This is a genomic window from Bacteroidota bacterium, from assembly GCA_018831055.1.
In the GTDB taxonomy this organism is placed as follows: Bacteria; Bacteroidota; Bacteroidia; order Bacteroidales; family B18-G4; genus M55B132.
The window spans coordinates 1-13,098 of sequence record JAHJRE010000095.1 but is presented as its reverse complement, the minus strand read 5'-3'; the positions used below and the strand labels follow the sequence as shown (position 1 = coordinate 13,098).

The window sequence follows — 13,098 nt, the reverse complement described above, 5'->3', positions numbered from 1 at the left end:
ATAATAATAATACTCTATTCTTAATGGGAAATCTTATTTTTGTTGGCAAATAATAAAATTGTGATGCATTATTACAGAGTCTCCGGAATCATATTAGCCTTGTTATTAGGAACATCTATAATAGTATGGGGTCAAAAAGAACCAACATACAGGGTCGCTTGTATCGGTTTTTATAATCTGGAAAACTTGTTTGATACCATCAATGATCCACTAACCAACGATGAAGAATTTCTACCCGACAAAGCCAATGCATGGACAGACAAGCGTTTCAGAGAAAAACTCGACAACATGGCGCATGTAGTTTCCCTGTTGGGAACTGAAATCACCCCGGATGGAGCTGCAATTATGGGTTTCAGTGAGATAGAAAACCGATATGTCCTGGAAGAACTTATTAAAACAAAGCACTTAAAACACCGGAAATATGAGATCGTTCATTTTGATTCTCCGGATTACCGTGGGGTTGATGTAGGATTAATTTATCAGCCCAGGTACTTCACCGTACTCAATTCAAAATCCCATGAACTTGTCTTTACAGATGCACCGGATTTTAAGACCAGGGACCAGTTGGTTGTAACCGGGATATTAGATGGTGACACTATACATATTATTGTCAACCACTGGCCTTCAAGGCGAGGTGGGACAGAAAGGTCAGAACCGAGAAGGGTAGCGGCCGCCCAGCTGACAAGGGCCATTGCCGATTCATTAATAGATATATATAAGAATGCCAGGATCGTGGTAATGGGAGACCTGAATGACAATCCAACCGATGCAAGCGTAAAGAAATATCTCAGGGTAGATGGAGAGACCGATGATCTTCAACCGGAAAGCCTTTATAATCCGTTTGAACCCTTATTCCGAAAAGGGATAGGCACTACTGCTTACCGTGATGTCTGGAATCTTTTCGATATGATCATTATATCGGAATCGCTTGTCAACGCTGAATCAAATAAATATAAACTTTTAAAGCCCGTTATCTTTTCAAAAGATTTTCTGATACAACAGGAAGGCCGGTATAAAGGCTATCCGCTAAGGACATTCGGCAGCGGAATTTACCTGGGAGGATATTCAGATCATTTCCCTGTATATCTTTTCCTGGCAAAGCAACTGGATTAAGGCTTCAACATTTCCCTGACCTCTTCCATTGCCTGCATAACCGACCGGATCTCAAAAAGGGTAAGAAACAGCTTTTCTCCTTTATCTTTTATAAGGCATTTACGTGGGTTTGATTGCACATATTTCAGGATACCGGTAAAAACAGAGGTTTGGTAATATGGTGAATCCTGGTTGGAAATAAACTGTATGATCATGCGCTGATTTTTCAGGATGATCTTTTCAAATCCGGCTTTTTTCGCAAGCCAGCGCAGTCGGATAGCATCAGCGAGCCCTTTGACAGAATCCGGAACGGGGCCGAACCGGTCGAGGAGTGCTTGTAGGAACTCTTCCAGGTCCGATTCTTTGTCAGCATTATCGAGAGTCCGATATAAGCTCAGTCTTTCTGCGATATTGGTAACATAGTGATCAGGGATCAGCAATTCAAGGTCGGTTTCAATCTGGCAGTCGGAAACAAGGTCTCTGCCAGCCTGTTCTTCCTTAAAGAACTCTTTGAAATCTGTTTCTTTGAGTTCCAGGATGGCTTCATCCAGTATTTTCTGGTACATCTCAAAGCCGATTTCGGAAATGAACCCGCTTTGTTCTGCACCAAGGATATTCCCTGCACCGCGAATATCAAGATCACGCATCGCGATATTAAATCCGCTTCCCAGATCAGAAAATTCCTCAATGGCTTTTAATCTTTTTCTGGCTTCAGGGGTCAAAGCCGATAAAGGCATGGTAAGCAGATAACAAAAAGCCTTCTTGTTGGTCCGGCCAACCCTTCCTCTGAGTTGATGCAGATCGCTCAAACCAAAATTGTGTGCATCATTAATAATAATGGTATTCACATTCGGAATATCCAGTCCGGACTCAATAATGGTTGTTGCCAGGAGGACATCGTAATCCTGGTTAATAAAGCCCAGCATGACATTCTCCAGTTTATGTCCTTCCATTTGCCCATGGGCCACAGCGATCCTGACATCCGGACAGAATTTGTGCAGCATCTGCTCCACGTCCTGAATATTTTGCACGCGGTTATGAACGAAAAACACTTGCCCCCCGCGGTCAATCTCGTAATAAATTGCTTCGCGTATCAGGTCTTCGCCGAAACTCCTTATTTCTGTCTGAACCGGATAGCGGTTGGGTGGTGGTGTGTTAATAATGGAAAGGTCGCGGGCTCCCATGAGAGAAAACTGCAGAGTGCGCGGAATAGGTGTAGCCGTGAGCGTCAGGGTATCCACATTCACCCGTATGGCTTTCAGTCTTTCCTTTGCAGCTACTCCGAATTTTTGCTCTTCATCGATGATAAGCAAACCGAGATCCTTGAACCGGATATCCTTGCTGATCAGCCTGTGTGTCCCTATCAGAATATCGGTTGCTCCGTTTGCCGTGCTTTCAATGATTTTCTTTTGCTCTTTCGGCGATTTGAAGCGGTTCATGTATTCCACATTTGCCGGAAACTCCTTTAATCTTTCCTTAAACGTGTTATAATGCTGCAATGCCAGGATGGTGGTTGGAACGAGGACAGCCACCTGCTTACTGTCTGCCACTGCCTTAAAGGCGGCCCGGATGGCAATCTCGGTTTTCCCAAAACCCACATCACCACAAATAAGGCGATCCATCGGGTAACTTTGTTGCATATCTCTTTTCACATCCTGGGTTGCTTTGAACTGATCGGGTGTATCTTCATAGATAAAAGAAGCTTCCAGCTCCGTCTGCAAATATGTGTCGGGAGCAAAAGAATGTCCATTGGAAGCCCGCCGTTCGGCATATAATTTAATCAGATCCCTGGCAATATCCTTTACTTTGTTTTTAGTTTTGGCTTTCAGTTTATTCCAGGAATTTGATCCAAGCCGGTCGAGTCTGGGAGGAGTTCCTTCTTTACCAACATACTTAGCTATACGGTGAAGAGAGTGTATGCTGACATACAACAAATCGGTGTTCTGGTAGATAATGCGTATGGCTTCCTGTTGCCTGCCATTGTTGTCAATCTTCTCCAGTCCATCAAACCTGCCTACCCCATGATCGATATGCGTGACATAATCACCGGGTTTGAGATCGTAAAGGTCTTTCAGCGTAATGGATTCCTTCCTGGAAAATGAATCGCGCAAATAAAACCGGTGATAACGGTCGAAAATCTGATGATCGGTATAACAGGCTATTTTCAGGTCATAATCCAGGAAACCCTCATGAAGACTGAGATTCAAAGTGTCAAATTCGAATTGTGTTTCAGCGGTTGATTTTGCCTGAATATCTTCGAAAATGGCATAGAGGCGTTCAATCTGCCTGGGATTGTCCGAAAGGATCAAATTCCGCATGCCTTTGGAGGTATTGGAGGCAAGGTCGCGGATAAGGAGTTCAAAGTTTTTGTTAAAGGATGGCTGGGGCGATTGGTTAAAGGTAAATTCCGGAACACCCTTACGATAAAAACGTTTACCGAATTCAATAACCCTGTGTGACCCGAGGTCATTTAGGAGCTCATCCTGGCTGGCCAGCGAAGTATTTGCATCAGGAATAAATTCATCATGGATAATCGAATCACGGATCTTTACTATTCTTTGTCTTTCCGACTCGACACTATCTAAAAACATCTGAATATCCTCCATCCACACCATGCTGTTAGCGGGAAGGAATTCAAAAAAGGTTGCCATCCGTTCGGTAACTTCTCTTTTGTGCACATCGGGCAGGATGGTGATCCGGTTAAAGTTTTCCCGTGAAAGCTGTGTAACCGGGTCGAAAGTCCGGATAGACTCAATCTCGTCACCGGCGAATTCGATACGGTAAGGATAATCGTTGGAATAGGAGAAAACATCGAGAATACCTCCCCTGACAGCAAATTGTCCGGGCATAATCACAAAGTCGGATCTTTCAAATCCATTATCATTCATGATATCGATGAGATCATCCATGGATGTATCCTGGCCGGTATTAAGTTTAAGGGTATATTTAGCCAGGCGCTGGCGGGTAATGATCTTTTCGGCAAGGGCTTCGGGATAGGTTACAATGATCTTACGGCGGGCAGAGCCAGATAACCTGTTAAAAACTTCACTTCTGGCCAGTGCATTGGATTTGTCGGCCTGGTCGTAATCAGAGGACCTTTTGTAGGATGTCGGATAATACAAAATTTTCTTTCGTGCAAACACTTCATCTTTTTCTCCGGCAATGTTTTCAAGGTCATTAAAAAAGTACGCAGCCGATTCCCTCTCATTCAATACTATCAGATGACATCCATCAACTGCACCGGATAAGGCAGACAGCAAAAGTGCGGGTGCGGAGCCGGTGAGGCCTTTTAGCTGAACGTGCCTCGCATCGCTTCTCGATAGAAGTGAGCTTAGCTGAGTAGTTTTTGAGCTGCCGAGAAAGAGTCCGGTAAATTCTTCGATTTTCACAGTTAAAGCCAAATTCAAAAAGATTTACAAAAGTATTATTTTTGCTGGAAGTGATAACCCATCTTTACCAGTATGAAAGTATTCAAGTTTGGAGGAGCGTCGGTAAAAGATGCTTCGGGTGTAAAAAATATGACAGAAATTTTACACCGATATCGTGGCGAACCGCTACTGATCGTAGTGTCTGCGATGGGTAAAACAACCAATCATCTGGAAGCACTTACCCGGGCATATTTCCAGGGACTTCCTGAAAAAATGCAGTTATACCATGAGATCAGGGATTTTCATCTGGCTGTTTGTCAGGATCTGTTTGGCAGAACTGATCAGAAGGAAGTGTTGAATATCCTGGATAAACTTTTAGCCATCATTGACCCTGAGCAGGAAGAAAACTCAGCAAAAGACCTATTGTTTGATTATGTGTACGACCTGATCGTTCCGGCAGGAGAGTTGCTTTCCACGCAGATCATTTCCTCCTGGATGAGAGAATCGGGCATACCTCATCAACTTCTTGATGCGAGGGAATACATCCTGACTGATCATACCTACCGGGAAGGGAAGGTACTGTGGGATATCAGTGCACAAAAAATTCTGGATGTGATACCGGGCGTACTTGAAAAAGGACAGTGGGTGATCACGCAAGGGTTTATAGGCGGCACTACTGATCGCAAATCGGTTACTCTCGGAAGGGAAGGTTCCGATTATTCTGCTGCCATATTTTCAAACATTCTCGATGCAGAAGCCTGTTATATCTGGAAAGATGTACCCGGTTTAATGAATGCAGATCCCAAAAGAATACCTGAAGCAAGTAAAATCGACAGGATATCCTATGGGGAAGCGATCGAGCTGGCTTATTATGGTGCCAGCGTTATTCACCCAAAAACCCTGAAGCCCTTGCAAAACAAGAGCATTCCTCTTTATGTCAAGTCCTTCCTGGATCCGGAAAGCCCCGGTACAGAGATACGGGAAGAACTTGTAGAGGCACGGGAGAGTTCTTTTATTTTCAAAGATAATCAAGCATTAATCTCCATTTCACCCAAAGATTACTCTTTTATAGCCGAAGATAATATTTATGCAATTTTCGGTTTTATCTCCCGCTATCATGTGAGGGTCAATATGATGCAGAATTCAGCCATCAGTTTCTCCATTTGTATTGATGAAAACGAAAAAACACTGCCGCTTATATCTTCCCTTAGCAAGAGTTTTAACGTAAGGTATAATACCGGTCTTCAGTTGATTACCCTAAGGCACTATACTCCGGAACAGATTGAAAAACTTGTAAAGGACAAGGGAGTGTTGCTCGAGCAGCGTAGCCGGACGACTTTACAGATGGTCGTAAGAGTATAAAAATAAAGGGTGCCTCCCCTGAAATCCCAGGAAAGCACCCATGATATATCATTTAACCCTGAATTTTTTATTCGTCGAGTTTACGGCGTGCGTCGTATACTTTTTTCAGGCCATATCCGGCAGCCAGGGAAAGAAGTATGGCTACTCCACCTCCGATGGAAGCCCCACCCCCGATGGGATCACCGCCAACGCCGGAGCCGTCACCATTCTGGCCGGGTTGTGGCTGGGCAGCAAGACCCACGCTTAGAAATACCAGGAAAGTAAGCAGTGCAATGTATTTAAATATTTTTTTCATGTCGTATGGTTATTTAAGTTATCAGATTTTAATGAATGTATATTTTATGGTTGCTTTCAGCATCTTCAGAAATAATGTTGACGATATAGATCCCCGGCTTTTCAACCGTGAAACTAATTTCCCCGCCAGCTAATTCTGTATGATGAATCTGCTGTCCAACCATATTATAAACCATTACCTCACCTTGTAAGCCGTTGGAATGAATGTTTACCTGGTTACCGGTAGTAATAATTTTTACATTTTCATGGGCAACAGGGTTATCTATCCCCGTTAAACCATCGATATGCAGGAGGAAGCGATCCGGGTCATCATTAACGGTGTATGCGAAAGTATATTCGGGATTATCGCGGAGATTGTGGGTGGTTCCGGTTTTCAGGTCTTCAAGAATAAAACCTGTTTCCGGTGGAAATGACTCTAAATAGGAAAACGTCATCGTGAAAGAATCGTCATATCCTGTATAAAAACCAAGAGGCACAACGGTATTGGGTTCCGGAGGATAGACATTATGCATGGTTTTGTAATTATCGGAAGTCATGGAATAAAGCTGGGGAGCCAATTCATCTCCTCCGAGGAAATGCCCGTCTTCCATGGGATCCAATGCAGCAGAAGCCCCGGATCTGATCATGATCTTGGCATCACTGTAAAAGGTTTCATTTCCATTAACCCTGACATAGAGGTAATTAACAGGCTCTTGAATATTTTTGAGGAAGGGGTCTGTTTGGTGGTACACTGCTGTCGGATATGTAAAAGTACCTGAACCCGCTCCTCCCGATCTCTGGACAAAAAATCCCTGACATGGATTAATATTTGTGAAGTCATCATTTCCGGGATCTCCATCGTTCGAGAAGCTATCGTATCCTCCTTCAACTCCATCGTAGATATAAATAAAATTATTAATCTGACTTCCCTGTGTAAATATTTGTCCACAATTAATAGCACCCAGGAAAGGATTCCCGATTAAGTTAAATCCTGAAAGGGCCGTATTCAGGGTTTTTACAATGGTAACTGTTTTTGCGGGTAATGGAAGAACCGGAGTACCGACAAAAGTGGCCAGGTTGTCACACGAACCGGCATCCCCATCGCTGTAAAAGCTATAACCCTTATACACTGCAGGAGCCTGAGCGTTTGTGTGGTTCACCCACATCTGGGAAGGTTCATCCCACGACCTGACAAACGTATGCATCTCATCGGAAAAAATTCCACCGGCTCCCCCCCAGGTATTGGGTGAACTTACCGGTGAAGATAAATAATGATAATGCGAAGGACAGGTTATGTAACGATTGTAAGTTACTGTTCCCGAAGTGATTGTCAGGTTACTGTAATTCCTGATTGTAGCGCTTTGAGGAAAAACGGCATTAAAGGTAATTGAATTACATGCATCACCGGCAAGACAATAAGGCTTATCTGGAGTTCCGCTGGGAATAATAACATCATCCGCAGCCGTGGGTGGACCACTGGGAGTCCAGTTTTCCGGTGTACTCCAGAAGAAATCGTCACTTCCATTCCAGGTGTAAGTGGTTTGTGCCTGCAGATAACTTGCGGCAGCAAGTAACAGGACTAAAAATACCAGAATTGGTTTTGCTCTTTTCATATTGTTTCAATTAAGTTAATTTCATTATTGTATTTCCTAACTAATAAAACCCGGCATCTTATATTATTACAATCGTAATTCCCCACTATAGGGATTATAAAAATGCCAGAATTGTTTTCGCTGCTTTTAGAGGACTGTGACCCAAATATCGTTTAATACAGGACACATGAATGAATAAAGCATTTGATTTCAATTGATTACCATTCACAAATCCTTAAAAAAGCGTACGAATATCAGTTTACTAAAGTATGAAATAAATCTTTATTAGTCAACTGATTTTACAGGAATTAATAACAAAACATGTTTAATAAAACAATCATGGCTCCGGAAAACATTAATTTATAAGCATTTTCGGTTGTTTTCCTTTTCCTTCTGAGGCTGGCGAAAATACTTAACAACCAAGTATATCGCCCCATAAATCAGGAAAGGAATGAGCATCCCACCTACCGGAGCTCCACCCCCGATGGGATCTCCTCCTGCCGGGTCACCATTCCCGTTATAGCCGGGATGCGGCTGACTGGTGATGATCATTGGGATCAGGCAAAACATAAGGTATAGTAACTTTTTCATTTTTTTTGGTTTTAGTTATAAATAATAAAACTGATGGGTTCATCGCTTCCACAGGTAAATCTGGCAATGCAAATTCCTGTAACCCGATTGGCAGGTAACCTTAACTCCCTTTTTCCACAATATTCCGAATACAACATCCGGCCCGACATATCAAAGATCTCCAATAAAGCATCCGGGCATTCCGGCCGGAAGACCCATTCACTGCCGGATCTGTAAACCCCGGGAACTGGAGCATCTTCGATAAACCCGGTTAATCCGGAGAAATGCACATAAAAACGCAAAGGATCATCTCCGGTAAGATATGCGAATTCGTACTGAGCTTGTTCTTTCAAGTCAACGAGGTCTCCTGTTTTTATATCTTCCAGGAATATGCCGGTTTCAGGTGTAAAATTTTCAATTCCAGATGCCTGAAAACTAAAATTACCATCATATCCTGTATAAAACAGAACCTCTACGCTCATGTCACCTGCCTCAACCGGAAGCGTATGTATTGCCAGCTCATTGCCTTCCTCATCCCGGCAGCAGACCTGGGGTGCATAGAGGAGGCCATCCAGTTTCAATGCATCGTATTCAAGGTCATAACCTGTAGAAGCGTTGTTCCTGAAATGGATATAAGTATGATCGCGATAGGACTTACCGCCGGCGACTGTGAGTTTCAGGAGATCCGGGACCTCCCCGGTATCATAAACGCCGGAACCATGATGAACCCTGGCATCCAAGGGTATGGTCAGTTGAGGAGAAGCTACACCGGCTTTGACAAAAAAGCCTTGTCCGACGGGAATTACTCCGTCGGTTATATCCCCCACAGTTCCGTTCCAATAAATATATCCACCATTCTCCCAGCTCCAAATGGCAATAGCGGCATCAATTCCTGTTTTAACCCAGGAACCCTGATCCCAGTCGAGCCCACAGGGGTATGGATTGCCCACCAGGTTATACCCTTCATAGATAATATTTCCCGGTCCGCCCTGGGTAAAAGATAGGGAAGTTTCAACAGCCTCATTGCAAAATTGGCCGGTGAAGTCAATGTAGTCCGACCCACCGGCAAGATAAGCAGAGTAACCGGTGCCAGACGTCAAAGTATCAGCGGCTATCAGGTTAACCCACATCTGAGAAGCTTCATCCCAGGTTCTTATATATGCAGAAAGAGGAAAAACATTTCCTGCAATTGACCATTCAACCGGAGAAGCAACGAAATGATAAACTGCGTCAGGGTCATCTTTCCGTGCATTTATCCCTCCGGTAAGAAAGAGAGAAACCTGTGCATTCCCCGCTACAAACATCTTTTCTGAGTTCAACAGGGAACTGTTGTTAAGGCTGTCGCAGGATAAGTTAATATTGTGAATAACAACCGTATCCGTCAGGGTTGGATAATCCGGTAAACCGGGAGCTAAAACGGCACTTGCGGAAGCATCGGGAAAAAATGACAGGGATCCTGGAAAAGTCCAGTTAAGGGGATCATCCCAGTTTTCCGAAACAGAACCGTTCCATGAAACCCATTGGGCATGGAAGGAGGGGGTTGTTTGTGCTATTGCCGCATTTGAGGAAATATGCCATTCTGAAGCAGTCCAGACGGAATTGGCCACGGCAATATTTCCTATTCGAACCGCTTTGGCATCCAGGTACTCCCAGGCTGTGCCCGTACCATCTTCATCAACAACGCCATAAGAGTCTGCCAGGATTCCTGACGAATGATCCCCCCCATAAAACAGGAAGTAACCGTCGTTACCATTACCACTTATGATGCCACCGGCCTGGTTTGGGTCAAAGCCATATATTCCCAGGAAATTTGCAGCATTATTAGCCACGACATGACACCCGCCCGGAGCAATCATCCCGGTCAGTTGAAGGTCACCCCAGGTAGTACCGTTCGCCTGCCGGGCGAGATACCATGTCTCTATACTAAAATCCACAGTATCAGTCCCGGGATTGAAGATCTCCACGAAACGACCTTTGTAATTGTCGGCAGGATCGCAGACTTCTGAGATCAGCAGGTTTGACTGCATGCATGTGTTTTGCATTCCGCAGTAAGCGGAAAAGCTTGCCCATAACACACAGAAAGTCACTGCCATTCCCCATAAAAGAAATAATAGTCTTTTCATAAATAAAGGATTAAGGGTTAATAAATACCCCGCCATGAAACCATAATTCATGACGGGGTTTTTCTTATTAGTTCCCTAAACCGTTAGAATATCCCCCCATAGGTAGAAAAAAATATTGATAAAGGGAATGAAAGGATATAAGGGATGGGGAGCTGGGGAGCTGGGGGCTGGGGAGCTGGGGGCTGGAAACGGTTGCAGGGTACAAGTTACAGGGTACAGGCAGCTAAACTCCAAAGTTATGGATCGCTGCTTGCAACCTGAAACCTGTAACCTGCAACATATTTATAATTTACCAACTTTGCCCAATGCCGCTATTTCAGGTCTTCCGGAATAACTACCGGAAAGTCGTAGGCAAAATCCTCATAACGCATATAGCGAAGGATATTGAACAGAAAATCCATATAAGCTGGGGAAAAACTGAATTTATCGATATCATAGTATTCCTCCGGCAATGGTTTATTTCCTATTTGTCCCATATCGATAGAAGCCGTATTAAATTCCTCCAGTTCCTCATAGGGCACCATTTTTTTCATAACCGGCATTTGTCCGAATTCCTCCCTAAGTAAAAGGTCTACAATTTTATCGGCGAGGGTCATGGTAAGTCTGCGGTCGTATTTGCGGCATCCGCCGGAGCGTGCATAATACCCGGAAATCTGGGCACGGGCTTCAATTTTCAGTTTCCTGGATATTTCCGAAGCAATAATTCCGCTGATCCCACCGAAACGTGGGTGGCCATATTCATCCACTTCCGACGAAGCATAAACGACGTCTACCTTGCCTTCTTTTTCATTATACCAGCGCACTCCTTCCGATACGGGGATGATGAGGGATTTCTTTGGATTGCGCATGTAGGTTTCCTTAACGGTCTCAAAAAAGACCTCCTTACGTTCCTTAGTGATTTCGAATTCAGGCACCAATCCGAGGCTGGCACCGCCAAACAAAGCGGAACCGGTCAGCCATCCTGCATCCCTTCCCATCACTTCAAGAACGATTATCCTGGAATGTGATTCGGCAGTAGTTTTCAGATTTGCCGTATATTCTGCCACGGCTTTGGCTGCGGAAGGGAAGCCCGGACAAAGAACAGCTTCAATCTCCTTACCCTCAAAGGTATGCATGGTGCGTGTCCTCAAATCATTGTCGATGGTTTTTGGAAAGCCAATTACAGGTATACCTTCCGTTTCGTAGAGGCGTTTGGCTGCACCGTTGGTGTCGTCACCCCCGATTGTAACCAGCACATCGATCTTGTATCTCTCCAGGTTCTTCAGAAGTTGCGGTACTCTGCTTTCCGGATTTTTCTTTGACGGAAAAGGATTGGTGCGGCTTGACCTGAGTGCCGATCCACCATACCAGCCATTATAGGGCTGATGAGTAAGGTCGACAACATCACCATCACCCAGGAGGCCTTTCCATCCGTGCCGGATACCGAAAACTTTGAACCCAAGCAATGAAGCTCTGTTTCTTACCGACTCTATACTTGAGTTAATGGCAGGGGTATCACCACCGCCGGAAAGAATTGCAAGTGTCTTGCCTTTGAAGAGTTTGTGTTTTTGCATATTCCAGATTTTCTTTAAAATATAAAATGCTCTATTTCTTTATTTTCCTGATTTTTTCAGCAAGCACAAGGGCCAGTTTCTCTTTGGATTCAACAGTCCATCCTGCAACATGAGGTGTTAATACCACATTTTCCGCTTTGGAAAGAAAACGGAAAGGCTCCGGGTAATCCTCATAATCAAGCGATTCAAACGATAGCGACTCGTATTCCAGCACATCCAGGGCAGCTCCGCGCACCTTACCCGATTGAAGCATGCGCACCAGAGAAGCTGTATCCACTACCTTGCCCCTTGATGTATTGATCAGAAAAACAGGCTTTGCAAATTTATTCAAATATTTATCATTTACCATATATTCTGTTTCATGATTCAGAGGAACATGCAGACTCAGAATATCGGTGAGGGCAAAGACATCATCCATGGAGGCTTCACTAATATATCCCGAAGAAAAACCCGATTTGTATTTGTCGTAAGCAATCACCCTTGCTTCAAAGCCGGCCAGCCTTTGAGCAAAAGCCGATCCCATATTTCCGTAACCAATAATGGCAATAGTTTTCCCCTTGATCTCCAGGCCGCGGTTTTCCTCCCTCTTCCATAATCCATTTCTCACTTCCCTGTCGGAAGCATGAATCCTGTTTAACAGGGCAAGCAATAAACCCAGTGTATGTTCTCCAACAGCGTCCCGGTTCCCTTCGGGGGAGTTAAGGCAATGTATGCCTTTTGAAGCAGCATAGTCAAGATCAATGTTTTCCATTCCCGAACCTGCCCTGGCAATAAATTCGAGATTTTCGGCTTTGTCGATAAACTCCTTATCTATACTGTATTTGCTTCGGATTATTACACCGCAATATTCATGTAGTTTTCCCAGGATGTCGTTCACCGATGTCCCCGAAAACATTTCACAATGATACCCCATTGTTTGCAATTCGCTAACAAGTAAGGGATGGGTCTCATCGATGAACAAAACCTTCTTCGCCATAACAGCGCAAAGATATTAATTCACATCGAACATACAGAAGATCAGGCAAGAAAACGCAGATGAATTTACCCCTCAATATTTCAGTATTTCGTCTGAATGATGTATCTTCGTGGTCTTTTACAAAATCCTGGAAAAGCGCAGTTCGCAATTTTCATTTATGGCAGGAATGTGGACATTCATGGTAAGGAT

General features: G+C 44.1%; 9 protein-coding genes. 2 read left to right on the top strand and 7 right to left on the bottom strand.

Annotation, left to right across the window (positions count from 1 at the left end):
* Positions 1-63: 63 nt before the first annotated feature.
* Entirely contained in the window at positions 64-1,113 is a 1,050-nt protein-coding gene (locus KKA81_05870; GenBank protein ID MBU2650443.1) for an endonuclease/exonuclease/phosphatase family protein, read from the top strand.
* Here KKA81_05870 and mfd read toward each other — a convergent pair.
* A complete protein-coding gene (mfd, locus tag KKA81_05865; GenBank protein MBU2650442.1) occupies positions 1,110-4,481 on the bottom strand; it encodes a transcription-repair coupling factor in 3,372 nt (1,123 codons plus the stop codon). The genes KKA81_05870 and mfd overlap by 4 nt on opposite strands.
* A 72-nt stretch (positions 4,482-4,553) precedes the next feature.
* Between mfd and KKA81_05860 the strand changes: the two genes are divergently transcribed.
* On the top strand, positions 4,554-5,822 hold the full coding sequence (locus KKA81_05860) for an aspartate kinase (GenBank protein ID MBU2650441.1): 1,269 nt from the start codon (positions 4,554-4,556) through the stop codon (positions 5,820-5,822).
* Between the two features lie 67 nt (positions 5,823-5,889).
* Here the strand turns inward: KKA81_05860 and KKA81_05855 are convergent, their stop codons facing one another.
* From KKA81_05855 to KKA81_05830, 6 genes are all read right to left on the bottom strand, one after another.
* Positions 5,890-6,117: a hypothetical protein gene (locus KKA81_05855; GenBank protein MBU2650440.1), complete on the bottom strand. Its 228-nt coding sequence runs from the start codon at positions 6,115-6,117 to the stop codon at positions 5,890-5,892.
* Positions 6,118-6,145: 28 nt separating this feature from the next.
* On the bottom strand, positions 6,146-7,708 hold the full coding sequence (locus KKA81_05850; GenBank protein MBU2650439.1) for a T9SS type A sorting domain-containing protein: 1,563 nt from the start codon (positions 7,706-7,708) through the stop codon (positions 6,146-6,148).
* A 339-nt stretch (positions 7,709-8,047) separates the two neighbouring features.
* Entirely contained in the window at positions 8,048-8,278 is a 231-nt protein-coding gene (locus KKA81_05845) for a hypothetical protein (GenBank protein ID MBU2650438.1), read from the bottom strand.
* Positions 8,279-8,289: 11 nt separating this feature from the next.
* Entirely contained in the window at positions 8,290-10,380 is a 2,091-nt protein-coding gene (locus tag KKA81_05840; GenBank protein MBU2650437.1) for a hypothetical protein, read from the bottom strand.
* A gap of 311 nt (positions 10,381-10,691) precedes the next feature.
* Entirely contained in the window at positions 10,692-11,933 is a 1,242-nt protein-coding gene (locus KKA81_05835) for a 6-phosphofructokinase (GenBank protein MBU2650436.1), read from the bottom strand.
* A 31-nt stretch (positions 11,934-11,964) separates the two neighbouring features.
* Positions 11,965-12,909: a hypothetical protein gene (locus KKA81_05830; protein MBU2650435.1), complete on the bottom strand. Its 945-nt coding sequence runs from the start codon at positions 12,907-12,909 to the stop codon at positions 11,965-11,967.
* Positions 12,910-13,098: the final 189 nt, after the last annotated feature.

Coding starts and splice junctions, on each gene's coding strand:
- KKA81_05830 (MBU2650435.1), bottom strand. CDS start 12,909: ATGGCGAAGAAGGTTTTGTTCATCGATGAGACCCATCCCTTACTTGTT.
- KKA81_05835 (MBU2650436.1), bottom strand. CDS start 11,933: ATGCAAAAACACAAACTCTTCAAAGGCAAGACACTTGCAATTCTTTCC.
- KKA81_05850 (MBU2650439.1), bottom strand. CDS start 7,708: ATGAAAAGAGCAAAACCAATTCTGGTATTTTTAGTCCTGTTACTTGCT.
- KKA81_05845 (MBU2650438.1), bottom strand. CDS start 8,278: ATGAAAAAGTTACTATACCTTATGTTTTGCCTGATCCCAATGATCATC.
- KKA81_05860 (MBU2650441.1), top strand. CDS start 4,554: ATGAAAGTATTCAAGTTTGGAGGAGCGTCGGTAAAAGATGCTTCGGGT.
- KKA81_05840 (MBU2650437.1), bottom strand. CDS start 10,380: ATGAAAAGACTATTATTTCTTTTATGGGGAATGGCAGTGACTTTCTGT.
- KKA81_05870 (MBU2650443.1), top strand. CDS start 64: ATGCATTATTACAGAGTCTCCGGAATCATATTAGCCTTGTTATTAGGA.
- KKA81_05855 (MBU2650440.1), bottom strand. CDS start 6,117: ATGAAAAAAATATTTAAATACATTGCACTGCTTACTTTCCTGGTATTT.